The following is a 24,343-nucleotide window of genomic DNA, read 5'->3' as shown; positions in this document are numbered from 1 at the left end:
TTATCTTTATTCAGCTGACATTCAAGCTTTGATCGTTAAAGTTTACCTTTTCTCCTTCACGCACAACGCGTTCGCGGAATTTTTCCAGCATCCGGTTTGTATGGACTCCCGGCTTTCCGCTTCCGATCTGCCGGCCGTCCACTTTGACAACAGCGATGACCTCGGCAGCGGTTCCCGTCAAAAACACTTCCTCCGCCGTATATACATCATGGCGGGTAAACGGCTCTTCCTTCACTTCATAGCCGAGCTCTTCGGCGATTTCAATGATCGCATTGCGCGTGATTCCTTCTAGCGCGCCAAGGTATCCCGGCGGCGTCAAAAGCTTTCCGTTTTTATAAATAAAAACATTATCCGCAGAACCTTCGGCAACATAGCCTTGATCATTGAGCATAAGCGCTTCGCTGACCCCGGCCATCCGCGCCTCGATCCGGACAAGAATATTATTTAAATAATTCAGGGATTTTACTTTCGGGCTTAATACATCCGGCCGGTTTCGTCTTGTCGGCACAGTAACGATATCAATTCCCGTTTCATATAAATGCTTTGGGAATATTGCCAATGGTTCGACAATTATGATGACACTAGGGGCTGAACAATTGTTTGGATCGAGTCCGAGATCTCCCGGCCCCCTTGAAACAACCAAGCGGATATAAGCATCTTTGAGCCCGTTTTTCTCTACCGTTTTCAGAACGTGATCCGTCAGTTCTTCCTGCTGATAAGGGATCTCGAGCAGGATGGATCTTGCTGAATCATACAGGCGGTCCATGTGCTCCTTCATTCTGAAGATGTTTCCGTCATACACCCTGATGCCTTCGAACACCCCGTCGCCGTATAAAAAACCGTGATCATAGACTGATATTTTAGCGTCTTCTTTTTTAACGAGTTTGTCGTTTAGGAAGATCCACTGGTCTTTCTGGTCCCCCATCCTTTTAGCACACCTTTCTGTTGTAAATGAACGCGTTACCTGATTAAAAAATCATGATGCGGGAACCCGTTTTCCCGCCGTTATTCTTCGGGAAAATTGAAAAGCTCTAAAGCGATTTGATCTTTTGTTTGAACTCATATTACGCTCCTTTACAAACAGTGTCAACCGTATTTTTTAAAATTATTAGACAATTTAGATTTATCAATCTACTTGTATACGCTTACATGATTGCTATAAAAGGAAATTCGAAATTAAAAAATAATTAAAAATTTTTTCTGTAATCTATAAAGATTACACAATGAAAACGAAGTTTTATACTATTTTGTCACATTTCATGACAGAAAAAATGGAGCCTCCCAGGTTTGCCGGGTTAGGTTTTTTACCAGCAAACGTGTACAGACTCCATTTACAATAATTCACATAAACTAATAAAAATAAGAAAAGATAGGTGAATGATATGTACAGCACATACTCAGCTTTCCCGTATTCTGATCCTTCTTACGAAAACGGGTACCGTCAATATCCGGGATTTTTCGGATATCCGGGATTCCCGGGATATCCCGGATACTACCCTGGACCTCAGATGACTTACGTATATACGCCCGGCACCCCGATGACGTACTACCCGTATGGTTCCGTATTAACCGGTCCCACTCCCGTAGGCGCCATCAGCCACCCGGGAGTCATCAGCAGTCCCTCTGTCGGTGCGCATGGATTTAGAGGGGTTGGCGGCGGGTTCAGATAAAGAAGGAACACCCGTTGAATTAAACAACCCCCTGAGCAATCATCGCATCGGCGACCTTGATGAATCCCGCAATGTTGGCTCCTGCCAATAAATCACCAGGGCGTCCGTACTCCCCGGCCGCCTTCATGCTGTTTTGGTAAATGCTTGTCATGATATCGCGCAGCCTGTGATCCGTCTCCTCTGCCGTCCATCGCAGACGGGCGCTGTTTTGCGCCATTTCCAACGCAGAAACGGCGACACCGCCGGCGTTGGCGGCCTTTGCGGGACCGAACAGAATGCCAGAATTCAAAAAGCGCTCGATGGCTTCCTGTTCAGACGGCATGTTCGCCCCTTCCCCGACGGCTTTTACGCCGTTTGCGATCAGCATGTCGGCCGCTTTTTCGTCAATTTCATTTTGGGTCGCGCACGGAAGCGCAATGTCGCAAGGCACGGACCAGATTCCTGAACAGCCTGTGTAATAATGCGCGTCAGGATGTTCATCTACATACTCAGCGATTCTTTTGTTCCCGACTTCTTTCAATCGTTTGACAGTATCAAGATCGATCCCGTTTTTATCGTATACGTATCCGTCAGAATCGCTGCAGGCGACCACTTTTGCACCAAACTGCATCGCTTTTTCCATGGCGTATATCGCTACATTTCCCGATCCCGATACGACGACGGTGCTTCCTTCAAAACTCAGCCCCTTATCCTTCAACATTTCTTCGACAAAGTAGACAAGCCCGTAGCCGGTGGCCTCTGTGCGCGTTAGACTGCCCCCGTATTCAAGGCCTTTCCCCGTCAAAACACCCGCTTCATAAGCGCCGCGTATTTTTTTATACTGCCCGAACATATACCCGACTTCTCTTGCGCCTACGCCAATATCGCCCGCCGGCACGTCTCTGTCTGGTCCGATATATTTATGCAGTTCATTCATGAAGCTCTGCGTAAAACGCATGATTTCCCTGTCTGATTTGCCCTTTGGATCAAAGTCGGATCCGCCCTTTCCGCCTCCGATCGGAAGGCCTGTCAGAGAGTTTTTAAAAATTTGTTCAAAGCCTAAAAATTTAATGATGCTTGCGTTAACGGAAGGGTGGAAACGGATGCCCCCTTTGTACGGGCCGATCGCGCTGTTGAACTGGACGCGGAATCCGCGGTTAACCCGAACCGTCCCCTGATCGTCAACCCACGGAACCCTGAACACAATCATTCGTTCCGGTTCCGCGATTCTCTCAAGTATATTGTGCTCAATATACTTCGGATATTTCGCAAAAACAGGGACAAGCGAATCAAAGATTTCTTTTACCGCTTGAAGAAATTCGCTTTCATGAATATTGCGCTGCCGTACGGTTTCAAACGCTTCTGTCACATAATCTCTCGCCGCTCGCATATTTGTTTCTTCAGCTTTTTCTAGTGTGTGCACCTTTCTTCAGCTCCCTTTTTAAGTTGGATGTCCGATTGAACGTTGGAAGATTTTCTATCATGGTAAATATTACATCTTGGAGGCGTTTCCATCAATCTGGATAACAGATCAAACCATTGCTTGTATGAGATATATGTCTAAAACTGTGAATTGGCGGGTATTTAGGCAGGGCGGTGACGAGCGAAAGGCAAGGCGGAACGGACTATCGCCGTTTCGAAAGTTACTTGATCAAAATAGACGTTTAGGCCAATAAAGCGAGGTTTTGGGTGGGATGCCGGGAGCTTTCAAGTATCAGCTCAAATCACATTTTTTGTTGATCCCGATTTAGAGTCATAAAAAAATGAATCGTTCAGCATAAAATTTTGTTAAAAGTGACAGAGGCTCATAGCGCCGCTTTCATGGGCTGTTTTTTCTTGTGGAACCATTTATGCCCATGGTATCTTTTAAAAGATATGCGATAGGAGGCTTAGATTATTTGAAAAACATTAGAAGGTATTTCAAGAGACACCCCAGAATAGGTTTTACTATAGATTTTGTCACAACGGCTATTTGTTTAATGATCGCCTATCTGCTTTTACCCGGAATGTTAGGCACCCTCATTGCAGTGGCGGGATTGCTTTTGATCAGAAGCCTATTAGGTACATATTGGTCGGATCAGGGGGAATAAGCCTCAATATTAATCTCTGATTGAGTGTTTTTTATGCTCAAATCCGAGAAAAAGCCGACAAAAATTGGATAAAATGTCTTTAGTTCGTAATATTATCTTTAAACATATGAAACGGATCCTACAAATTTAAAAGTATACCCATTGTTAACAATTTCATTTCTTTTTCCTTCATAAACAAAGTTATATAGTAAAATGGCAGAGTTTATATTCTTGGGAAGTTGTTTATCCTGAATAGCTTCAAAACGAGACAAAATGATTTCATCATACGAACAGCCACCTATTAATTCTTGCAGCAATTCTTTATTTTGATCATAAACAACCTTTTCGATAAAATCTTCATCTAAATCATCAATATCTATGTCAAAATCTATTAAAAACGGAGAAGGGAGGAAGTCACCTTCTTCTTCATCGCAAGGTAATTCAACGTATTCATTTAATTTATCATCAGTTTGAATACTACCAATCCATAATGAGACATAATTTTCTCGTTCCATTTTAAACCCTCCTATTTTTTTATCCTTAGCCCATCAGGCAAAGCCTCAACTCCCCCTTTTAGTCTGTAATTGGCCCAATTGTCTAATCCTCTTACAAACATATTATAATCTTTTAATGAGTCTATAATCTTTAGTAGTGTTGTGAGCAGCAGTAGAACATAATCCACCGTGCTTTCCTGTCGGGTTAACAAATTCCACTTCATTTATTGCCGTTCGCAGCTCTCTAATTTGTTCTGCCGTTACTCCCCAGTGTTTAAAAGTATAGAGGCTCGTGAAACTAAATGCCACTTATGCATTCCTCCTGAAGCTCGAAGCTGTCTTTCTATGGCCCTTCTAGTTTTTTTATCACTCCAGAGTTCATCTAATTGTTTAGTTGATAATGAATTCAACCATTATTAAACTCCTCACTTTTAACTGTTGGCACAGCGGTCCCCAATCAGCTTCACAACAACAGTGTGCAAAAGATCAGTGCCCGCAGGCTCTCCGTCTTGGACTCAATATTCACGTTCGTTTTTCTTGTCTCTATCGTATAACAAAGTGGAATTAAAAAAGCCCCCTATTTTATCCCCCTTTTTGTCGGATTTTTCTCGAAGATGAACATTAAAAAGCACCCAAATAAAACTGGGTGCTAAAAAACTACTCTTCGTCCTCCTTAAGAGGTCTGAGTCCATTGATTAATTCTGTGAAATTCTCACAAACGTAAATCAACGCTTTTTCTGGATTTGTATAAGCCTCTTCGTGATCCCAAAAAACAATTTTAGGTTCAGAGGAATCTCTATAATCAAAACAATAAAAGTTTCCTCCTGGATCATTTGCAAACGGAATCACATTTTCTACTAATCGATCTTGTATAGAGTCGTAAACTTCTAGTATTCCTATATATTCATCGCTTTCAATTGTAAGAAGAAAATTAAAAGACTCTTTAAAACTTCCAATTTCAACAACGTTTTTATCTAAAGGTACGCACCCCTGATATTTCTTAACAATTTCTTTATAGTCGGATGGAAAAGCTACCTTCATTTTATTTTCTACAGCGTTAATGTCTTTATTTGAAAGTTCTTTATACTCTGATGGACTAAGCCAGTTTATTTCTTGAATCATCATCTAGGTTCTCCTTTCTATTTATGAGTCTCTCCCCCATATTTTTTGGCCTCCAGTATGTCCTGTTTTTGCATGGATTTCAGAATCAACAAGTTCCATTCGCCCAGGAATTTGATGGTGATGCCATGTATATTTCTTAGGTGTAAAGCCAGCTTGTAACATTAAAACTTCTTTATCGGTCAACCCTAAGTCTTTCTGTATTATGGGGTTCTCTTTAATCTGTTTATATAGCTTCTTATTAAGAATTGAAAATTGTGCAGTACGGGTTTTCTTATAATCAGCTTTATCAAGAGGCAATGTATGCTTTACTTCAAAAATAGGAAAGCCATCTTTATCGTACGGAACGCCTGTAATGGGATGCTTGTCATTTTTTAAATGTCCCATTCTCAAATTGATTGTTTTCGTTGCTCCTGAAGAATCTTTATATGTGTATGGAGCAGCTTGTACAAGCACACTTTTCTTTCTATCCTCGGCCAATTCTTTTAATACCATCGGCGTATTCTTCACGTTAATAGAATTCGGTGCATCTTGAAGAATCCCTTGCAATGCAGGAGTATATCGATTATTAGGTGGCTTGATTGACTGTTTTACGGCCTTACCGGCTTTCTTCACCTTACTTACCGCTGTTTTTCCCGCTTTCGCAATATCTTTTGAGCCAGTTGAAACAGAAGATTTTCCGTTTCTCAAGCCCCACAGGCTACCGATCATATAAGTAAAATAATGCGCTCTTGAATACGCATCCCCATGTACTACCTTCTCATCCCATTTTTCCGCCAACGTGTCAATCATACTCAGAAAAGAGCCTTTATAATCGTATCCAAGAACAGTATCTAAACCATCCGATATTCCATCCCAGCTGAATTCCGCCATCAACAAAATCTTTCGCAAGATCATATCCGGCGACCGCACTGCCTTTAACTGATTTATATACAGGACCTAAATATTTTTCCCCCGCCTCATCTAATTTTTCCCCTGCGTCCACTACACCGTCTAAAAGGCCTTGACCGGCCTCTTTAACATTATTAATTGTCGCTTGAAGAGGATCGTCCCAGAACTCAATGGATTTAACATGCTCCATTTCTTCTGGTGTGAGATTATCATAACCGATTTCTTTAGCAATCTTAATATATTCCTCTGAATCGGATGCATTTTCGAGCTTTTTCCTCAGCTTATAAAGTTGAACATCATGTTCGCTAACTTCGCTAATCTCTTTTTCAAGCTTTGATCTCTTATCAAGCTTATCCAACATGACGCCCATCGCTGTCTCTTGATCCCCGCGTAAAGCATCCATCTCATCCGGCTTTAAAATCGAGCCTTTTTGATAGGTTGCAATCTCAATTTTAGGACCCGTATACATTTTTTCAAGCTTGGTTATGTACCTCTGCATCGTCTCAAGATCGTTTTCAGCGGTTTTGAGGGCGTTTGTCTGCTCCCTGTCAAAAGTGTGCAGCTTTTCAATTGTCTGATTGATGTCTTTCATTGCTTTTCGGTTTTGTTCATGAAAATCATTGTCATTCAAATCCGGCAAATCAACAATATGGCTGACTTTTGAAATCGCGGCGTTAGCTTTTGATACCAAATGTTTCGTTGTTCGATCAGCCGCGTTTAAGCCTTGTTCCAGATCGTGATCGAGAAAGGCTTGCGAAATATAACCGTTGTGATTCGGTTCCAAGGAATTCAGTGCATTTTTCACTTTTTTACAGATGACTCGTATTCCTCGACGAAAGATTCATAGAACCGCAAAAACGGAGTGTGGCATTCTTCATAAAAGGCGCGAATCGCGTCGCCTCCTTTACCTTTTAAAGCATCATCAAGAGCCGTTATCCCGTCAACGCTTTTTTTGAGATTGGCGATTTCTTCTGATTGCTTTTTTAATTGTTCCAGCGTTTGATCAATTGCATGGTGCAACGCATGGACATCAAGAGTCTTCATGGCATTCCCCTCTAATACTAAAGTTACAATCAGTATAGAGTTTACCACTTTACGGAAAGAAATTGGTGAATAAATCCTGTCTATCCACGAAAATGAATCTTATTGATCAGGTCAAAAAACCCACCTTCTGTTTCTTGAAGTATTAAAAATAAAAATGGCTTTAAGATTGTAGACATGCTTTTAGAAGATGGTGCAGGTTGAATATGTACGTTTGAACAGTATTTATAGGGGTATAATGATATTTTATCGAATATACCAGAATTTTTCCCCACAGCTTTTACGCCTTTACCTTTGATCTTAAAGAAAAAAGCCCCAAACCCTTGTATACCAAGAAATTTGAGGCTTTTCAGCTTAACGTCCCAGGAGAGATTCGAACTCCCGACCGACGGCTTAGAAGGCCGTTGCTCTATCCAGCTGAGCTACTGGGACATGATGTGTTGTTTTTTGTTTGCTTTAACTATCAGCGACAAGATTTATTATATGCGTATTGTGCCCATAAGTCAACATTTTTTTAGAATTTTTTTCATCACGAGGAAGAAGAAATTCTTCCTCATGAATGTTACGGCAATCGGCAACGATTTGTTAAGCTTTCGATTTCCTGTCCGGATGTATCGTAAAAGCGGACTTCTGCGTTGTTATTGTCAATGCTTAGTATAGCATAAGTTTTCTCCCTTCGCATCCGGGGAAGGCGGATGCTGCCGGGGTTGATCAGCAGCTTTCCGTCCATCAGCTCGCTGCCGGCGATGTGGGAGTGGCCGAAGCAGATGATATCGGCTCCGAGTTCTTCCGCCCGGTAATACACATTTAACAGTGACTGCTTGATGCCGTATAAATGTCCGTGTGTAAAAAACAGCTTCCGCTCGCCGACCGGTACAACGATTTCATCTTTAAATTCCCCGTAAAAGTCGCAGTTACCTTTTACCGTCAAGTAGGAAGCAAGCGCCGGATGAGAAGGGTCAAGCTCGGAATCTCCGCAGTGGATGTTGAGATCGGCATCCTTCTCATGACGTTTGGCGATTGTTTCGAGTTCATTTTCAAGGCCGTGGCTGTCGCTTACGATCAGCACCTTCATTCCGGCACCCCCTCTCCGTGTCAATCCAATAATGCAGTCAGCTTTTTCAGCGCATCCGCCCTGTGGCTGATCTTGTTTTTTTCGCTGCTTGAAAGCTGAGCCATCGTCTGGTCCTTATCTTTGACGAGGAACACCGGATCATAGCCAAATCCGTTCGTCCCCATCGGCTCCTCTGTAATATAGCCTTCGACGGCCCCTTCGACCGTTTTCGTTTCCTGTCCCGGAATGCATAAGGCAAGCGCGCATCTGAATCTTGCCGAACGGTCTTCCTTTTCGACTCCTTCGAGTTCTTTTAACAGCTTCTGCAGGTTGGCGAGGTCGTTTTTTTCTTCTCCGGCATAGCGTGCCGAGTAGACCCCCGGCCTTCCGCCGAGATAATCGACGGACAGGCCGGAGTCGTCGGCAATCACGATTTTGCCGGTCGCTTTCGAAATCGTTTCCGCTTTGATGATTGCGTTTTCTTCAAAGGTTTGTCCGGTTTCTTCGATATCGGCCGTATAGCCGATATCCAGTAATGATTTGACATCATAGCCTCGCGGGGCGAGCATTTCTTTGAATTCCTTGACTTTTCCTTCGTTTTTTGTGGCAATGATGACTTCTTTCATTTCGTATCAAGCCTTTCTGAAAGTTTTATTGTTGCTGAATGGCCGCTGCAGCGTCACCGAGCGCTTCTTTCTGTTTTTCGATGAGTTCGGCAATCCCTTTTTCGGCAAGCTCTAAAAGACCGTTTAGTTCGCTTTTTGAAAATGTCGCTTCTTCACCGGTTCCCTGAAGCTCGACAAAGCGGCCTTCCCCCGTCATAACCACGTTCATATCAACCTCTGCTGCCGAGTCTTCCTGATAATTCAAATCAAGAATGAGTCCGTGCTCCTTGTCGATTCCAACTGAAGTGGCAGCCAAAAAGTCAGTGATCGGCATCGTTTTCAGCGTCCCGTTTTCCATAAGCCGGCTGACGGCAAGCGCCATCGCGGTGAATGCCCCGGTGATCGAAGCCGTTCTCGTTCCGCCGTCCGCCTGAATCACGTCACAGTCGATCCAGATCGTCCGTTCGCCGAGCTTCTCCAAATCAACGACCGCCCGCAAAGCTCGTCCGATCAGCCTTTGGATTTCCATCGTACGTCCGGAAATTTTTCCTTTTGACGATTCCCTGATCGTCCTCTGATTCGTGGCGCGTGGCAGCATGCTGTATTCTGCCGTAATCCAGCCTTTCCCTTCTCCGCGCAAAAACGGCGGAACTCGGTCTTCTACGGACGCGTTGCAAATCACCTTTGTATTGCCGACCGTAATCAGCACCGATCCTTCAGGATGGGTAATGAAGTCAAGTTCCATCTCTACAGGGCGCAATTCGTCATTTTGTCTTCCATCGTATCTCATGTTTTACCTCCGATTGTATGTACATAAACATTTCGCAGATTTCCTGTCAACGAAAACTGAATAAAGAAAGAGGCAGCTCTATACGCCCACCTCTTTTTTTATAGTATATCAAAAATCTCCGGCTAAAAACTACCTGTGTTCACCCTGCTCGGCCTTGAAACCGGTTTTGACAGCTTTTCTCCTTTTTCATTGACAAGCTCGGCCTTTCCGTTTACGGTGACAGATACGCTTTTAACATCCGGCAGTTCGGTTACCGTCAGCACGATGCTGTTTAACACTTCATCGGAAATCACTTTCTTTTGCCCGTCTGCGCTTCCGTAAATGGCTTCATTGAAGTCGAGCGTCACGTGGCCGTCCTCAATTTTCGGCTTGCTCTCGAGCTTCACGTCCCCCTGGAAATCCGACAGCAATCCGCTTTTTTTGCTCGGGCCTTCCGTCAGTTCTTCAATCGCTGCCGTGACTTGATCGCTTTCTTTGTCAGATGCGCGCTTTGTAACAGGGACATAGTATGTGCCTTCATCCGTCTCGGCTAAATAATAAACGGTAACAGGCTGTGTGGCTGTCATATCCGTAACACCTGCGGTATCAATATTAATGCCGTCCTCGCGGCTCAAATTCTCCGGCAGCGGCGTGCCGTTTACAGGCATTTCTTTTAAATCGTGCCCGTTCATCCGAATTTTCACTTTGTCGATGGAGTTAAATTGCGTTAAAGTCCATGTGATCGCCTGGACGATTTTTTGTTCATCTTCTGCTTTATAATTTTTAAATTCGTTTGAAAAATCGGCGATGGCTGTGCCATCTTCTTTAATGTCGACATTTACTGTTGTGTCCGCCGGCAGCACGGCTCTGAAACCGTTGGGAAGGATGTTTGAGACCGGACCTCCTTCAACGAGGTATTCAAGGGCCTGTTTTGCCGTTCCTTCCTGTTTTGGAAGCGGAAGCGTCTGTGCCGTTACATATCCGTTTTTATCGATCAGATAAAGCTCCCTCATGACCGTATCGCCATTTTGTTCCGCTTTATTTTCGCTTGTCGTTTTGCCGTCCTGGTCATCTGTTTTTTCTTTCGTCCGATCCGTTTGGTCTTGATCCTTCTCCTCTTTTACATATGTGATATCCTGCGGCGGATCAATTTCCTCTGATGCCTGATCTGACTGAAACAGACCGCATCCGGAAAGAAGCAGCACGGAGGCCGTCACAGACACCGCGATTCCCATCATCCCTTTTTTCGGCATACCTTTCCCTCCTAAGACTGTTTGTACTACTATGTATACGAGCCTTTATGCAAAATAGACCAATTGTTTGAATTGGTCTCAGGGCCCGAGGGGGAACATTTTAAGAAAACAAAATGAGCATCTTCCGCATGAGAAGATGCTCATTTGTTTCATGTATGTTTAGTACTCTTTTACAGCTGTTTTTTCAATCGTGATGCTGTTCACATTCTTTACGTCGTAGCCAAACCAATCGTTTGCGATTTTTTTAAATCGTTCTCGATCTCCGGTTGTGAAAAATTGGTGTTCAGGCGAAAGCGAGCTTTTGTTCAATAAACCGTTGTAGGATAAAATCGTACTGACTTCTCTCGCCGTCTCATCACCTGAAGAAATGATGTTGACGCGTTCGCCCATGTAGCGCTGAATCGGCTCTTTTAAGATGGGGTAATGCGTGCACCCGAGGATCAGCGTATCAATGGATGAATCCCTGAGCGGATACAGCGAAGCCCTGACGATTTCATCAGCCGTTTCGTCCAAAAATTTGCCGCTTTCCACGAATGGAACAAACATCGGACAGGCTACGTTTTCGACCGTGAGATCGCCGTTTAATGAAAGCAGCGCTTTTTCGTATGCTCCGCTTCTAATTGTATTCTCCGTTCCGATGACGCCGATCCGCTGATTTTCCGTCACTTTAATAGCCGCCCTTGCTCCGGGCTGCACCACTCCGATCACGGGAATGCCAACCGTTTGGCTGATGTCCTCAAGCGCGATGGCGGTTGCCGTATTGCAGGCGATCACGAGCATTTTAATATGATGACGGGATAACAGGTAATTTGTCATTTCCCATGTATATGAAAGAACTTCTTTTCTGTCCCGCGGACCGTACGGACATCTTTTCGTATCTCCGAGATATATGATGTTTTCTTTCGGCAGCTGCCTCATGATTTCTTTTGCCACGGTTAAACCGCCGACACCCGAATCGATGACTCCTATCGGTTGATCCAACAAAATCGCCTCATTTTCTATTCATTTCCTGCTGAAGTTTGATTAATAATTTTTCAAAAACGGCTGTTTCCTCTTCAGAAAACGCTTCTAGCATGTTATCCAAGTAATCCTGCCTTTTTTGAATAACCTCTTGAATGATCCGCTCCCCTTCCGGTAAAAGGTGGATCCGGACAACCCTCCGGTCTGACGGATCTTTCACACGTTCAACGAGGTTATTTCTTTCCATCCGGTCAATTAAATCTGTCGTGGTGCTGCACGCCAGATACATTTTGTGAGATAGCTCGCCGATCGTCATATCCCCGTATTCATACAGCCATTGCAAGCCGACGAACTGCGGGGGTGTAATCGAATATTGAGTAAGAATTTCTCTTCCTTTTTGCTTAATAATGCCCGCGATATGGCGGAGCGATTTTTCAATATCCGCAATATGGTTCAAAGAAGCTTTCGTATTCATGTGCTAAAACCTCGCTCAACTCGTCGTTTTATTTCACAACACCCGAGTCTATTTTCCTTCTTTTCTGCAAAAATTGCAAGACTAAGCACATGAATATGCTGCTTCCGGAAAAAACAAATAACCGGTTCCCTTCTTTTTCAAAAGAAGGAATACCGGCGCAATTTAGAGCTCTAGCTCACCCATTCGAAGAAGTTCAACAACAGCTTGCGAACGGCCTTTCACTCCCAATTTTTGCATGGCATTGGAAATGTGATTACGAACAGTTTTTTCACTTATAAAGAGCTCGCTTGCAATTTCCTTTGTTGTCTTGTCTTGAACGAGCAATTCGAACACTTCTCTTTCTCTCTTTGTTAGCAGCGGCTTTGATTGAAACTCTTTCTCCTTCAAGTATTGTAACCCTCCTTGCTAGGTGAGAGCTGATCTGAAACGAATGGGTTTCGATATAGTCGTGATATCATATGAAACATCCCTGAAGTCGGTGACGTTTCCGAAGGAGAAAAGGGTAACCGCTAACACCTATTTTTCGTTTTTTCGAAAAACAGCGGGACAAACCGCCTCCATTAAGGAATGCACTTCAAAATCCAGGCATGATCCGCCACCTTTTTGATATATAAGCGTGTTTTTTCTTTTTTCGGACAGCCTTAAGAATTTGTGCAGCTGCTTTTTCAGGAGAAGCCGCCCAAAACAGCCTCTCCCCTTTGGCAAGCGTAGTGTTGACGAAGCCGGGCTGAATTTCGGTGACGACGATGTCGGCCCCCGTGCTTTTCATTTTTCTTCTCAGGCCTTTTATATAATTTGAGACGAAGGCTTTTGAAGCGCTGTATAAGGCGCCTGATCCGCTTCCCCTTAATGCGGCAATCGATGAGATGCCGACAAGATGGCCGCGTCCGTTTTGGACGAAATGATCGAGAAACAGATTTGCACATACGGCAAACCCCAATACATTCACATCAATCGTTTCTTTTTGCTTTTGCCGGTCGAGTTCGCTTTCTGTATAGCCGACACCTGAACAAATGAAGACGGCGTCCGCCTGTCCCATCTCATCAATCAGATCCTTTAACAGTATATTCGTCGTTTTAGCGTCGGCTACATCAACTTTTTGATATATGAGGGGTTGGGCAGTTCATTCTGAAGTTTTTTGAGCAGTTCTTCCCGCCTTGCAGCAAGCCCGACGGTAACACCGCTCTCTGACAGCTGTTTTGCAAGCTCTCTCCCGATGCCGGAACTTGCGCCGATCACCGCTGCTTTCTTCATCTCTTTTCTCCTTGCATATTATTTCTCAGGAAATGAACCTGACAATTTGTTTTTTTGTTCGTCTGTCCAGCTTTCGGGTTTCCCCGTATCCCTTGCAATTTGAACCATGACGGCTTTTCCTGTAAAACAAGGAACCCCCGCTTCGTTTTCCGCCAGGTAATGGAGCGTGAGCGACGTTTGTCCGAGAGCTGCCGTTTTGACGCCATGTTTACGTTCTCATGGAGCATGACTTGCCTGAGGTAGTCGCACTGCTGGCTTGCAACGACAGGAATCGTCCGGCTGACTGTTAAGTCATCCATCGCCTGAAGATGTTTGAAATAAGAAATTCTCGCTTCTTCAAAATAGATGAACGGTGTCACATTGTTCATATGTCCGAACATATCCGTTTCCGAAAAACGGACAGACACCTTTTCAAAAAAGGAAAACGACTGGCGCCATTTGTCGAATGACCCCTCAATATATGAAGGCAATTTCAATTTATTCATCCCCTTATATCATGAAAACACCTCTTCAAAACTGAAGAGGTGCGTTCTCATTATTCCGTGTTGTCGCTTCCAAAGAAGTTTTTAAACGCCTGAACGGTTGTATCCCTGTTTAATGCAGCGATCGATGTTGTGAGAGGGATTCCTTTCGGACATGCCTGCACGCAGTTTTGCGAGTTTCCGCAGTTGGCAAGGCCGCCGTCTCCCATAATCGCTTCAAGCCGCTCCGATTTGTTCATCGCTCCTGTTGGATGGGCGTTGAACAGGCGGACTTGCGAAAGCGGGGCAGGACCCATGAAGCTTGATTTATCATTAACGTTCGGGCAAGCTTGAAGGCAGACGCCGCATGTCATGCATTTTGACAGCTCGTACGCCCACTGCCGTCTTTTTTCCGGCATTCTCGGTCCAGGCCCGAGATCGTATGTGCCGTCGATCGGCACCCATGCTTTGACTTTCTTCAATGAATCAAACATCCGGCTCCGGTCGACCTGAAGGTCTCTGACAACCGGGAATGTTTTCATCGGCTCAAGGCGGATCGGCTGTTCAAGCTGATCGATCAGCGCTGTGCACGATTGTCGCGGCCTTCCGTTGATCACCATGGAGCAGGCGCCGCACACTTCTTCGAGGCAGTTCATATCCCAGGCGATGGGCGTCGTTTTTTCTCCCTTTGCGTTAACCGGATTTCTTCTGATTTCCATTAAAGCGGAAATGACATTCATGTTCGGACGGTAAGCAATTTCGAACTCTTCCTGGTAAGGACTGGATTCCGATGTATCCTGACGAGTGATGATAAACCTGATTGTCTTATTTTCACTCATGATTTCGCCACCTTTTTCTTCGTGTAATCCCGTTTACGCGGTGCGATTAATGAAACGTCGACATCCTCATAATGGAATTTCGGGGCTTCAAAATCGCCAGCATGTTTCGCCATTGTCGTTTTCAGCCATTCCTCGTCATTTCGGTCAGGGAAATCCGGTTTATAATGGGCGCCGCGGCTTTCGTTCCGGTTGTATGCGCCGATCGTAATCACCCTTGCCAGCTGCAGCATGTTTCTCAGCTGACGCGTGAATGCGGCCCCTTGGTTGCTCCATTTCGCCGTATCGTTAATATTGATGTTGCGGTAGCGTTCCATAAGCTCCTGGATTTTTTCGTCCGTTTTCAGAAGCATGTCGTTGTGCCTCACGACCGTCACGTTGTCCGTCATCCATTCGCCGAGCTCTTTGTGAAGGACGTAAGCATTTTCATTGCCGTCCATCTTCATGATGCCCTCCCATTTTTCTTCTTCTTTTCCGACATAAGACTCGTATAGAGAAGAAGACAGGTCTTCGGCGGATGTTTCAAGCCCCTGGACGTATTCAACGGCTTTCGGCCCGGCCACCATGCCGCCGTAAATCGCGGACAAGAGCGAATTCGCGCCGAGGCGGTTTGCGCCGTGCATCGAATAATCGCACTCTCCTGCGGCAAACAGTCCCGGGATGTTTGTCATTTGGTCGTAGTTGACCCAAAGTCCGCCCATTGAGTAATGAACCGCAGGGAAGATTTTCATCGGCAGCTTGCGAGGGTCGTCCCCCATGAATTTTTCATAGATCTCGATAATTCCGCCAAGCTTGATGTCAAGCTCTTTCGGATCTTTATGGGAAAGATCGAGGTACACCATGTTTTCGCCGTTGATTCCGAGCTTTTGTCTGACGCATACATCGAAAATTTCGCGTGTCGCGATATCGCGCGGCACGAGGTTTCCGTATGCCGGATATTTTTCCTCAAGGAAGTACCAAGGTTTTCCGTCCTTATAGGTCCAGACCCGTCCGCCTTCCCCGCGGGCCGATTCGCTCATCAGCCGCAGCTTGTCATCTCCCGGGATGGCCGTCGGGTGAATCTGGATGAATTCTCCGTTTGCGTAATATGCACCCTGCTGGTAGACGATCGAAGCCGCTGATCCCGTATTGATCATGGAGTTTGTCGATTTTCCGAAGATGATCCCGGGTCCGCCGGTCGCCATGATGACGGCGTCAGAACGGAACGATTCGATTTCCATCGTCGTTAAGTTTTGCGCGACGATCCCCCGGCACGTTCTCTCGTCATCAAGTACGGCGCCGAGGAATTCCCAGCCTTCGTATTTTGAAACAAGTCCTTCGACCTCAAAACGGCGAACCTGCTCATCGAGCGCATACAGAAGCTGCTGGCCCGTCGTTGCTCCGGCATATGCCGTTCTGTGATGCTGCGTTCCCCCGAAGCGCCGGAAGTCAAGGAGCCCTTCCGGTGTTCTGTTGAACATGACCCCCATCCTGTCGAGCAGGTGAATGATTGACGGCGCAGCTTCGCACATCGCTTTAACCGGCGGCTGGTTGGCCAAAAAGTCACCGCCGTAAACCGTATCATCAAAATGCTCCCAAGGAGAGTCTCCTTCGCCTTTCGTATTGACCGCACCGTTGATTCCGCCCTGCGCGCATACAGAATGCGACCGTTTCACAGGGACGATCGAAAAGAGTTTTACGTTTGTTCCTGCTTCCGCAGCTTTAATGGTCGCCATCAGACCCGCGAGTCCTCCGCCGACGACGATAATGCTTGAGTTACTCATGCCAGCCCCACTCCCTCTAGTAATCTAGTTCTTTTACACAAATGCCAAAATCGCTCTCAGCCCTACATAGGACAGCACAACAAAGACTCCCATTGTCACAAACGTGGAGATTCGCTGCGAACGCGGGGAGACAGTAATTCCCCAAGTGACAGCAAACGACCATAAACCGTTTGAAAAGTGGAAGATCGTTGAAAGGACACCTACAATGTAAAAGCCGAGCATGATCGGGGAGCTTAAAATATCAGCCATCATGTCAAAGTTTACTTCTGCCCCCATTTGGGCGGCAATCCGCGTTTCCCAGACGTGCCAGCTGACAAAAATTAAGGTAATGATTCCAGTAATCCGCTGCAACACGAACATCCAGTTTCTAAAGTACCCAAATTGGCTCGCATTATTTTTCGCTGTAAACGCTATGTATACACCATAAACAGCATGATAAATCAGCGGTAGGAAAATCACGAAGATTTCCAAAGCGTACCTGAACGGCAGGTTTTCCATAAAACCAGCGGCATTGTTAAATGCCTCTTCTCCTCTTGCCGCAAAGTGGTTGACAACCAAATGCTGGATTAAAAAAATGCCAACCGGTATGACGCCAAGCAAAGAATGCAATCTTCGATACACAAATTCTCTGTTCCCGGCCAATTGCTTTACCCCCTAGTAGTTGAAAAGTGCAGAAAAATTGAAAGGTCTCCTATCCCCGTCCTGTTTCAAATATCGCACTTTGTTAAGATTTTATGACAATTTCATTTTACTCCTATGAGAAATAGGCGTCAAGAAAACGCGTACATAAATTGAAATTTTCTAATATTTAATTATATTTCAGAAAATTTTATTTTATTAAAATATAAATATATCAAATTTTTTTCTGTTAAAACGCATGTCCGCGCTATAATCTTCGGCCCCATTTAAGCTATAATATACGGAGGAAAGAGGGGAGACATTGGATATGAATAAATATGAAGCAAACTTAGCGCAATTAAAAGAGCTGGAAGTCTCCGCATATGCCTATGAATTAATCAGGGAAGTGGTTCTTCCGGATATGCTGGGACAAGACTATGCCGACATGATGTACTGGGCCGGGAAAAACCTCGCCCGAAAGTTCCCGCTCGAATCATGGGAGGATATCCCTGCGTTTTTTCATGATGCGGGATGGGGAACGCTCACAATGGTCCATTCAAAAAAACAGGAACTCGAATTTGAACTGGAAGGCCCGCTGGTCTCCAATCGTCTCAAATTTCAAAAAGAGCCTTGCTTTCAGCTTGAAGCCGGATTTATCGCCGAACAAATCCAGCAGATGAACGAGCACATCGCCGAGTCATACGAACAGGTGAAAAAAAGAGCCGAAAAAGTCGTGTTGACGGTGAAGTGGGATTTGAAAGATCCGGCATAATACATGAAAAAGGGCTGCCGGATATGATGCAGCCCTTTTTATCATAACAAGACTTTTGTCCCGGTATGATGTTGTTACATTTCCGCGTTCCCATCCGTCACACACGACCTTTCTCCCCGTACATCCGTCATGTATTCGCCTGCTTTTTGAACAAATTCCTCTTCGATTTTAAGGAGTATTGTATTTCTGTTAAATACATCGGATTGCAATTCGCTGATATACAGGCTTTTTGCCTTGTCGTCCTGCTTGATGACGGCGTCGCGCTTTAACTCATATAAACGGCGGTCATCAGCATCAGCCAGCTTTGCATACAGCGTTTCAGCAGCCTCCGCATTACCTTCCATTAATAAATTCATTTCTTCCAGATATACAATGGCGGTTAATACAGACCTTTTTTGCTTATTTTTGAATATGCCAAGCCCTTTATGTTTAATTTCGTTCAATATATATTGGTGAATTTTTACTCCTTCTCGGCTTGTCATATTAAAATTGATTTGAGAACAATATGAATAAAAATACAATGCACCCAAACAAGTCAGGCTGATCTTCTCAATGGAGTCCGCTTTCACCTTTTGCAGCTCGCCCCTCAATTCCTTCAGCAAAAAATCAAATTGCTTTTCCTCTTTGGAAGTCATCAATTCTACACTCAAAAAATAATAATAGGCATACAGGCTGTTCGTGAAAATGAGAATGGCAGGAAGTCCATCCGTAAATAGCAGTGTGCCTGTTCCTATTAAAATTGAGAAAATGCCAAAATAAAAAGCGTATTCATTGTTTTGACCAGCGTACAGAAAACCAAATCCCGACAGAAAACTTGTGACCGGGCCTCCTAGAAGACTCACTGCCGCTTTAATTTTTTCTTTACGGTACGCTTCCTTGTTTGTAATGGCTTCACCGTATAAAAACACGGCTCCGCCAAAATATTTGTGCTTCCAGCGAAATAAGATTTTCCCGTCTCTATATATGATGAGCGGCCCGATTGCCAGCCAATCGGCCTTGCGCCTGACGATCCGCCCGAAAAGGATATGCCCCAGCTCGTGTACGGCAATGCTGGCGATTGCTGCGACGGCCAATGGGCCTATGCTATGTACCAATGCAGTCATAATATGATTCCATACTCTCCTTATCAGCTAAAATCCTCAATGTGCCAATATTAACACAAATTTCACATTCCTCACATAAAAAATCCTGGAGTTGACCCTCCAGGATGCTGATTTAATTGGCCGGAACGCTGATTTTTGACAATTCAAATGCATCATGCAATGATTCAACGGCCTTTACCATATCGTTTTCATTGATCACGGTTGAGACTTTGATCTCGGACGTGCTGACCATTTTGACCTGGATGTTTTTTTCGGCAAGCACGGCGAACATTTCAGCTGCCACGCCCGGATTGGAAATCATGCCGGAACCGACGATGGACACTTTGGCTAGTCTGTTTTCAGTCTCAATCCGCTCATATTGCAGCGCGTCTTTGTATTCCTCCAACACCTGAACGGTTCTTGACAGGTCTTCCGTTTTCACGGAGAAGGATATCGACGTTTGGCTCGTGCTTGTGACCGATTGAATGATGATGTCGACATTGATGTTTTGTTTTGCGAGCGTTGTAAAAATCGTCGACAATGTCGTCAGCCCGCTTGACAGGCCGCAAACCGTGACGCGCGTAATTTGATCTTCAAATGCAATCCCTCTGACGACTAAATTCTCTTCCATGGATGATTCCTCCTCGATTAATGTTCCGGCTTCTTTTTCAGTGCTAGAACGGACCTCTAACGGGACCTGATAGTTTTTCGCAAATTCGACAGCTCTCGGATGCAGGACGCCTGCGCCAAGATTGGCAAGCTCCAGCATTTCGTCGTAGGAAATGCCGTCAAGCTTCCTCGCCGTTTTGACATAGCGGGGATCTGTCGTGAAAACGCCCGGCACGTCTGTGTAAATATCGCACTTATCGGCTTTTAAAGCGGCAGCGAGCGCGACCGCCGTCGTATCGGAGCCTCCCCTTCCGAGCGTGGTGATTTCCCCGCCTTCTGTGACACCCTGAAATCCGGCGACAACGACGATTTTTCCTTCTTTCAAGCGCTCCTTCAGCCTTGCCGCCGCGATATCGATGATCCTTGCATTGCCGTGAATGTTTTCGGTTTGGATGCCCGCCTGCCAGCCGGTATATGAAACGGCTTTATATCCTTTCTCCTGCAAGGCCATGGTCAAGAGAGAAATCGTCACCTGCTCACCGGTCGTAAGCAGCATGTCCATTTCCCGGCGGCTCGGCTGTTCGGTGATTTCCTTGGCAAGACTGACGAGGGAATCGGTCGATTTCCCCATGGCAGACACGACGACGACAACGTCATGGCCACGCTTTTTTTCCTCGATGACGCGGCTTGAAACGTTTAAGATTTTTTCCACTGATCCTACTGAAGTTCCGCCAAATTTTTGGACGATGAGACCCATATATACCACCCTTTTTGTTTTCAGTCGTGTTTGGCTATGTATGAAGAGGAAAGCCGGATCTGCGGTTTGTTCGCGAAAAACAAAAAAGCAATGAGAGAATTCCCTCATTGCTTTAACCGACAAACTGCGCCGATGATCTTAAACAACGAGATAGCTCTCCAAGAAAGTGACTTTCTTGACAGCCTCACATTTATTCAATGTAAAGCCAGCAGATAAAACGCATGGATTTTTACCCGCTTCGGCGACGCTCCCCTTTCAGCTTTCATCATCGAAATCCACCTTTCTCAGAAAGCCTACTCTTGAAGTTCGCACCTCTATCTTCACCATATCACACGATCTTATTATGAAATTAGTACAAATTCTATCAGATTCCTGCAAAAAGTCAATGTTATTTTTTCAGCGCCTCGAAAATCAATTGGGCCGTCTTCAGCGGAATGCCCGCTTGCTGGATGTCTTCGACGCTCGCTTCCTTCATTTTTTTGACCGAGCCGAAGTGCTTTAACAGCCGCTTTTTCCGCTGCTCCCCGACGCCGGGAATCCCGTCGAGAACGGATTGGAAAGCGCTTTTTCCCCTGAGCTGCCTGTGAAAGCTGATCGCAAACCTGTGCACCTCGTCCTGAATGCGCTGAAGCAAATAAAATTCCTGGCTGTTCCGTTCAAGCCGGACGATCTCAAGCGGATCACCGATCAGGAGGTTCGATGTTCTGTGCTTGTCGTCTTTTACCAGGCCGGCTACAGGAATATCGAGGCTCAGTTCGTTTTCAAGTACATCGAGCGCGGCTGAAACCTGTCCTTTCCCTCCGTCGATCAAAATCAAGTCGGGCAGGGGCAGATTTTCTTTCAACACCCTCGTGTACCGCCTTCTGACGACTTCGCGCATGGAGGCGTAATCGTCAGGCCCTTCGACCGTCTTGATTTTATACTTCCGGTACTCTTTTTTATTCGGCTTTCCGTCAAGAAACACGACCATCGCCGAAACCGGGTCCGTCCCTTGAATATTCGAGTTGTCGAACGCTTCAATTCTGTACGGCGTGTAGATTCCGAGGGCTTTGCCGAGCCGTTCGATCGCGCCGATCGTCCGCTCTTCATCGCGTTCGATCAGCGAAAACTTCTCTTTTAAGGCAAGCTTCGCGTTTTTATGGGCAAGGAGAAGCAGGTCTTTCTTCGCTCCCCTTTTCGGCTGGCGGACTTTGACATCCAAAAGCTCCTCGATCATGTCTTTGTCGACGCTGTCCGGCACCAAAATTTCCTTCGGAAGAAAATGATTGTTTTTGGAGTAGAACTGGCCGATGAACGTAAGAAATTCTTCATCGGCTTCCCTGTATAAAGGAAACATGCTGACATCCCTTTCGATCAGTTTTCCCTGCCTGATGAAAAAGACCTGGACGCACATCCACCCTTTGTCGTACGAGTACGCAAAAACATCGCGGTCAACCATATCGTTCATCGCCATTTTTTGTTTTTCCATCGTCGACTCGATATGGGCGATCTGATCGCGGTATTCCTTGGCTCTTTCAAACTGGAGGTTCTCCGATGCTTCAAGCATTTTCGCTTCCAGTTCTTTTTTCACGTCGCTGTAGCCGCCCTTTAAGAAGCGGGTGATTTCTTCCGTCAGCTCTCTGTTCGTCTCCTCTGTTACGTCATAGACGCACGGCGCCAGACACTGGCCGAGGTGATAGTACAAGCAGACGCGGTCAGGCAGCTTCGCGCATTTTCTGAGCGGGTACAGGCGGTCGAGCAGTTTTTTCGTTTCCCTGGCGGCCTGCACGTTCGGGTAGGGTCCGAAATAGCGGCCTTTGTCTTTTTTGACCTTCCTTGTTACGATCAGTTTCGGATGCCGTTCATTCGTAATTTTGATAAATGGGTAGCTTTTATCGTCTTTCAGCATCACATTATATTTTGGGTCGTATTTTTTGATTAAGTTCATCTCAAGGATCAGCGCTTCGATGTTTGACGAAGTGACAATGTATTCAAAGTCTTCGATTTCGCTGACAAGCCTTTGCGTTTTGGCATCGTGGGACCCGCTGAAATAAGAGCGGACCCTGTTTTTTAATATTTTCGCTTTCCCGACGTAGATCACGGTCTGCTGTCTGTCCTTCATCAGATAGCAGCCCGGCTGATCAGGAAGAAGGGCAAGCTTTTCTTTGATCGTTTTATTCATCAAAAATCCTTCCTTGTTTCGGCGTTTTACTTGCTTTTAGTTTACCACGGGCGACCACACGTTCTCCACAATTAGAGGTCCTTAAGAAAGCGGGATCGTATGAAAAAAGCGATCCCCTTGGGAATCGCCTTTTTCTCGTTTTATATTACAAATGTTTGTTGACAAGCTCTTCAAGCGCTTCTTTCGGCTTGAAGCCGACAGATGTTTCGACAACTTCGCCGTCTTTCAGCACAAGCAGAGTCGGGATGCTCATGACGCCGTATTTTCCGGCTGTTTCCTGGTTTTCGTCAACATCGATTTTTACGATTTTCAGTTTGTCTCCCATTTCTTGGTCAAGCTCTTCAAGTACAGGCGCAATCATTTTACAAGGTCCGCACCAAGGTGCCCAGAAGTCGGCAAGTACGACGCCTTCGCTTGTTTCAGATGAAAATGTTTGGTCAGTTGCTTTTACGATAGCCATTCTTTCATTCCTCCAATTGTGAAATTATGCTTTTTAGTATAGCATCTCCCTTTGGTTCACGCTAACATATTGCTTGAGTTTACGTTTCCCTATCTGCAAAGTTTTACACCTATCCTATGTTATTTTCACCCGGGGCGGAATGTGCCTATATAAAAAGCCGGCCCGTCATAGGCCGGCCCGTTATGCGCTGACGATGAGCTTTTTAAATTCCTCCGTCAAAAGCGGGACGATTTCAAACAAATCTCCGACAATGCCGTAGTCCGCAACCTTGAAAATATCGGCTTCGGGATCTTTGTTGATCGCGACGATGATTTTGCTGTTTGACATGCCGGCGAGATGCTGAATTGCTCCCGAGATGCCGCAGGCGATGTAAAGATCGGGCGTGACGACTTTTCCGGTTTGCCCGATCTGCAGGGAATAGTCGCAGTAATCTGCATCACACGCCCCGCGCGAGGCTCCGACCGCGCCTCCAAGCACATCGGCAAGCTCCTTAAGCGGCTTAAAGCCGTCTTCGCTTTTCACGCCGCGTCCGCCGGCGACGATAATTTTCGCCTCTGACAAATCAACGCCTTCAGACGTTTTCTTGACGACATCCCTGATGATCGTTCTGATATCGGCAACCTTGACCGGAACGCTTTCGACTTGTCCCGTCCGGCTTTCATCTTTGGCGAGCGGCGAGATGTTGTTCGGTCTGATCGTCGCAAAAATCGTATCATCGTCAGAAACGATCCGCTCAAACGCTTTCCCCGAATAAATCGGCCGCGTAAAGACGACATTTCCGCCTGCCACACTGACGTCGATCGCATCTGAGATCAGCCCTGTACCAAGGCGGGCAGCAACTTTCGGCGTAAAATCCTTTCCCACTGATGTGTGCCCGGCAATGATTGCATCCGGCTCTTCTTTTTCCAATATCGGCATAAACGCTTGCACGAAACCGTCAGATGTATAGTTTTTCAGGAGCGGGTCCTCGGCCGTCAGCACTTTGTCAGCGCCGTAATGGATCAGTTCGCCTGCATAATCTGAAACGTCTTCTCCGATCAGAACCGCGACCACCTCTCCCCCTTCGGAGATCGTTTTTCCCGCGGCTATGGCTTCAAAGGTGACATTTCTTAATGCGCCGTCCCGGCATTCTCCCAATACGATAACTTTTTTGCTCATATCCGTTTCCCCCTGTATTTTGATGACCGTGTT

The 24,343-nt window shown here is 45.7% G+C and carries 24 protein-coding genes, 1 tRNA gene, 2 pseudogenes, 1 riboswitch and 1 other annotated feature (1 of these 29 only partly in view); of the genes and pseudogenes, 2 read left to right on the top strand and 25 right to left on the bottom strand.

From position 1 onward, the window contains the following. Positions 1–6 (bottom strand) — a binding site (T-box leader) (it extends 252 nt beyond the left edge of the window). A gap of 4 nt (positions 7–10) precedes the next feature. Continuing rightward, positions 11–925: a branched-chain-amino-acid transaminase gene (ilvE, locus tag MHB78_RS07880; RefSeq protein WP_046132036.1), complete on the bottom strand. Its 915-nt coding sequence runs from the start codon at positions 923–925 to the stop codon at positions 11–13. 457 nt (positions 926–1,382) lie between these two features. On the opposite strand from ilvE, the gene MHB78_RS07875 reads away from it, so the two are divergent. After that, positions 1,383–1,670 (top strand): hypothetical protein, encoded by a 288-nt coding sequence (locus MHB78_RS07875; RefSeq protein ID WP_082094149.1) that lies wholly within the window; start codon positions 1,383–1,385, stop codon positions 1,668–1,670. A gap of 19 nt (positions 1,671–1,689) precedes the next feature. On the opposite strand, the gene gdhA is transcribed toward MHB78_RS07875, so the two are convergent. The 19 genes and pseudogenes from gdhA to MHB78_RS07780 form a co-directional block, all read right to left on the bottom strand. Then, a complete protein-coding gene (gene gdhA, locus MHB78_RS07870) occupies positions 1,690–3,072 on the bottom strand; it encodes an NADP-specific glutamate dehydrogenase (protein WP_173427508.1) in 1,383 nt (460 codons plus the stop codon). A 765-nt stretch (positions 3,073–3,837) separates the two neighbouring features. Next, the gene (locus MHB78_RS07865; protein WP_046132034.1) at positions 3,838–4,233 is read right to left on the bottom strand and encodes an immunity 22 family protein; all 396 of its coding nucleotides are present in this window, start codon (positions 4,231–4,233) and stop codon (positions 3,838–3,840) included. A gap of 636 nt (positions 4,234–4,869) precedes the next feature. Continuing rightward, positions 4,870–5,337, bottom strand: coding sequence for an SMI1/KNR4 family protein (locus MHB78_RS07860; protein ID WP_231947371.1), 468 nt, complete (start codon positions 5,335–5,337; stop codon positions 4,870–4,872). An 18-nt stretch (positions 5,338–5,355) separates the two neighbouring features. Beyond that, on the bottom strand, positions 5,356–6,204 hold the full coding sequence (locus tag MHB78_RS07855) for an HNH endonuclease (RefSeq protein WP_231947372.1): 849 nt from the start codon (positions 6,202–6,204) through the stop codon (positions 5,356–5,358). A gap of 208 nt (positions 6,205–6,412) precedes the next feature. After that, a pseudogene (locus MHB78_RS07850) lies at positions 6,413–7,266 on the bottom strand (T7SS effector LXG polymorphic toxin); the annotation flags it as partial. Positions 7,267–7,621: 355 nt separating this feature from the next. Then, a tRNA-Arg gene (locus tag MHB78_RS07845) sits at positions 7,622–7,695 on the bottom strand. A gap of 130 nt (positions 7,696–7,825) precedes the next feature. Continuing rightward, positions 7,826–8,338, bottom strand: a complete 513-nt coding sequence (locus MHB78_RS07840) for a metallophosphoesterase (RefSeq protein ID WP_046132003.1) — start codon at positions 8,336–8,338, stop codon at positions 7,826–7,828. A gap of 20 nt (positions 8,339–8,358) precedes the next feature. Beyond that, positions 8,359–8,943, bottom strand: a complete 585-nt coding sequence (locus MHB78_RS07835) for an XTP/dITP diphosphatase (protein ID WP_046132002.1) — start codon at positions 8,941–8,943, stop codon at positions 8,359–8,361. Between the two features lie 25 nt (positions 8,944–8,968). Then, positions 8,969–9,712, bottom strand: coding sequence for a ribonuclease PH (gene rph / locus MHB78_RS07830; RefSeq protein WP_046132001.1), 744 nt, complete (start codon positions 9,710–9,712; stop codon positions 8,969–8,971). A gap of 122 nt (positions 9,713–9,834) precedes the next feature. Continuing rightward, on the bottom strand, positions 9,835–10,944 hold the full coding sequence (locus MHB78_RS07825; protein WP_046132000.1) for a GerMN domain-containing protein: 1,110 nt from the start codon (positions 10,942–10,944) through the stop codon (positions 9,835–9,837). Between the two features lie 159 nt (positions 10,945–11,103). Then, positions 11,104–11,928 carry a glutamate racemase gene (gene racE, locus MHB78_RS07820; protein WP_082094146.1) on the bottom strand — a complete coding sequence of 275 codons (825 nt, stop codon included), beginning with the start codon at positions 11,926–11,928 and terminating at the stop codon, positions 11,104–11,106. 7 nt (positions 11,929–11,935) lie between these two features. Beyond that, on the bottom strand, positions 11,936–12,379 hold the full coding sequence (locus tag MHB78_RS07815) for a MarR family transcriptional regulator (RefSeq protein ID WP_046131998.1): 444 nt from the start codon (positions 12,377–12,379) through the stop codon (positions 11,936–11,938). Positions 12,380–12,541: 162 nt separating this feature from the next. Beyond that, positions 12,542–12,766: a spore germination transcription factor GerE gene (gene gerE / locus MHB78_RS07810; RefSeq protein ID WP_003184172.1), complete on the bottom strand. Its 225-nt coding sequence runs from the start codon at positions 12,764–12,766 to the stop codon at positions 12,542–12,544. Positions 12,767–12,953: 187 nt separating this feature from the next. Further along, entirely contained in the window at positions 12,954–13,430 is a 477-nt protein-coding gene (locus MHB78_RS07805) for an SDR family NAD(P)-dependent oxidoreductase (protein ID WP_269082054.1), read from the bottom strand. A 35-nt stretch (positions 13,431–13,465) separates the two neighbouring features. Beyond that, a complete protein-coding gene (locus MHB78_RS07800; RefSeq protein ID WP_254416523.1) occupies positions 13,466–13,633 on the bottom strand; it encodes an SDR family NAD(P)-dependent oxidoreductase in 168 nt (55 codons plus the stop codon). 18 nt (positions 13,634–13,651) lie between these two features. After that, positions 13,652–14,109 (bottom strand): annotated as a pseudogene (locus tag MHB78_RS07795) (thioesterase family protein). A 59-nt stretch (positions 14,110–14,168) separates the two neighbouring features. Further along, positions 14,169–14,933: a succinate dehydrogenase iron-sulfur subunit gene (sdhB, locus tag MHB78_RS07790; RefSeq protein ID WP_046131943.1), complete on the bottom strand. Its 765-nt coding sequence runs from the start codon at positions 14,931–14,933 to the stop codon at positions 14,169–14,171. Then, complete coding sequence (sdhA, locus tag MHB78_RS07785) at positions 14,930–16,693, bottom strand: succinate dehydrogenase flavoprotein subunit (RefSeq protein ID WP_046131942.1); 1,764 nt, start codon at positions 16,691–16,693, stop codon at positions 14,930–14,932. The genes sdhB and sdhA overlap by 4 nt, the downstream gene beginning before the upstream one ends. A 33-nt stretch (positions 16,694–16,726) precedes the next feature. After that, entirely contained in the window at positions 16,727–17,335 is a 609-nt protein-coding gene (locus MHB78_RS07780; protein ID WP_046131941.1) for a succinate dehydrogenase cytochrome b558 subunit, read from the bottom strand. Between the two features lie 304 nt (positions 17,336–17,639). On the opposite strand from MHB78_RS07780, the gene MHB78_RS07775 reads away from it, so the two are divergent. Continuing rightward, positions 17,640–18,083, top strand: a complete 444-nt coding sequence (locus tag MHB78_RS07775) for a YslB family protein (protein ID WP_046131940.1) — start codon at positions 17,640–17,642, stop codon at positions 18,081–18,083. A gap of 74 nt (positions 18,084–18,157) precedes the next feature. Here the strand turns inward: MHB78_RS07775 and MHB78_RS07770 are convergent, their stop codons facing one another. The 5 genes from MHB78_RS07770 to MHB78_RS07750 form a co-directional block, all read right to left on the bottom strand. Then, a complete protein-coding gene (locus MHB78_RS07770) occupies positions 18,158–19,186 on the bottom strand; it encodes a site-2 protease family protein (RefSeq protein ID WP_046131939.1) in 1,029 nt (342 codons plus the stop codon). A gap of 112 nt (positions 19,187–19,298) precedes the next feature. Further along, on the bottom strand, positions 19,299–20,531 hold the full coding sequence (locus tag MHB78_RS07765) for an aspartate kinase (RefSeq protein ID WP_046131938.1): 1,233 nt from the start codon (positions 20,529–20,531) through the stop codon (positions 19,299–19,301). A 143-nt stretch (positions 20,532–20,674) separates the two neighbouring features. Next, positions 20,675–20,856, bottom strand: a riboswitch (Lysine riboswitch). A 63-nt stretch (positions 20,857–20,919) separates the two neighbouring features. After that, the gene (gene uvrC / locus MHB78_RS07760) at positions 20,920–22,692 is read right to left on the bottom strand and encodes an excinuclease ABC subunit UvrC (RefSeq protein WP_046131937.1); all 1,773 of its coding nucleotides are present in this window, start codon (positions 22,690–22,692) and stop codon (positions 20,920–20,922) included. 145 nt (positions 22,693–22,837) lie between these two features. Continuing rightward, positions 22,838–23,152: a thioredoxin gene (gene trxA / locus MHB78_RS07755; RefSeq protein ID WP_003184189.1), complete on the bottom strand. Its 315-nt coding sequence runs from the start codon at positions 23,150–23,152 to the stop codon at positions 22,838–22,840. 180 nt (positions 23,153–23,332) lie between these two features. After that, entirely contained in the window at positions 23,333–24,310 is a 978-nt protein-coding gene (locus MHB78_RS07750) for an electron transfer flavoprotein subunit alpha/FixB family protein (RefSeq protein ID WP_046131936.1), read from the bottom strand. Between the last annotated feature and the right edge of the window lie 33 nt (positions 24,311–24,343).

Source organism: Bacillus sp. FSL K6-0138 (genome assembly GCF_037982765.1).
In the GTDB taxonomy this organism is placed as follows: Bacteria; Bacillota; Bacilli; order Bacillales; family Bacillaceae; genus Bacillus; species Bacillus glycinifermentans.
The sequence above is the reverse complement of the archived record's forward strand: the minus strand, read 5'-3'. Positions and strand labels throughout refer to the sequence as shown.

Bases quoted from the DNA above. Each gene is read 5' to 3' on its own strand.
- ilvE (WP_046132036.1), bottom strand. From the start codon at position 925: ATGGGGGACCAGAAAGACCAGTGGATCTTCCTAAACGACAAACTCGTT.
- MHB78_RS07875 (WP_082094149.1), top strand. From the start codon at position 1,383: ATGTACAGCACATACTCAGCTTTCCCGTATTCTGATCCTTCTTACGAA.
- MHB78_RS07865 (WP_046132034.1), bottom strand. From the start codon at position 4,233: ATGGAACGAGAAAATTATGTCTCATTATGGATTGGTAGTATTCAAACT.
- MHB78_RS07860 (WP_231947371.1), bottom strand. From the start codon at position 5,337: ATGATGATTCAAGAAATAAACTGGCTTAGTCCATCAGAGTATAAAGAA.
- MHB78_RS07855 (WP_231947372.1), bottom strand. From the start codon at position 6,204: ATGGCGGAATTCAGCTGGGATGGAATATCGGATGGTTTAGATACTGTT.
- MHB78_RS07840 (WP_046132003.1), bottom strand. From the start codon at position 8,338: ATGAAGGTGCTGATCGTAAGCGACAGCCACGGCCTTGAAAATGAACTC.
- MHB78_RS07835 (WP_046132002.1), bottom strand. From the start codon at position 8,943: ATGAAAGAAGTCATCATTGCCACAAAAAACGAAGGAAAAGTCAAGGAA.
- rph (WP_046132001.1), bottom strand. From the start codon at position 9,712: ATGAGATACGATGGAAGACAAAATGACGAATTGCGCCCTGTAGAGATG.
- MHB78_RS07825 (WP_046132000.1), bottom strand. From the start codon at position 10,944: ATGCCGAAAAAAGGGATGATGGGAATCGCGGTGTCTGTGACGGCCTCC.
- MHB78_RS07815 (WP_046131998.1), bottom strand. From the start codon at position 12,379: ATGAATACGAAAGCTTCTTTGAACCATATTGCGGATATTGAAAAATCG.
- MHB78_RS07800 (WP_254416523.1), bottom strand. From the start codon at position 13,633: ATGAAGAAAGCAGCGGTGATCGGCGCAAGTTCCGGCATCGGGAGAGAG.
- sdhB (WP_046131943.1), bottom strand. From the start codon at position 14,933: ATGAGTGAAAATAAGACAATCAGGTTTATCATCACTCGTCAGGATACA.
- sdhA (WP_046131942.1), bottom strand. From the start codon at position 16,693: ATGAGTAACTCAAGCATTATCGTCGTCGGCGGAGGACTCGCGGGTCTG.
- MHB78_RS07775 (WP_046131940.1), top strand. From the start codon at position 17,640: ATGAATAAATATGAAGCAAACTTAGCGCAATTAAAAGAGCTGGAAGTC.
- MHB78_RS07770 (WP_046131939.1), bottom strand. From the start codon at position 19,186: ATGACTGCATTGGTACATAGCATAGGCCCATTGGCCGTCGCAGCAATC.
- MHB78_RS07765 (WP_046131938.1), bottom strand. From the start codon at position 20,531: ATGGGTCTCATCGTCCAAAAATTTGGCGGAACTTCAGTAGGATCAGTG.
- uvrC (WP_046131937.1), bottom strand. From the start codon at position 22,692: ATGAATAAAACGATCAAAGAAAAGCTTGCCCTTCTTCCTGATCAGCCG.
- trxA (WP_003184189.1), bottom strand. From the start codon at position 23,152: ATGGCTATCGTAAAAGCAACTGACCAAACATTTTCATCTGAAACAAGC.
- MHB78_RS07750 (WP_046131936.1), bottom strand. From the start codon at position 24,310: ATGAGCAAAAAAGTTATCGTATTGGGAGAATGCCGGGACGGCGCATTA.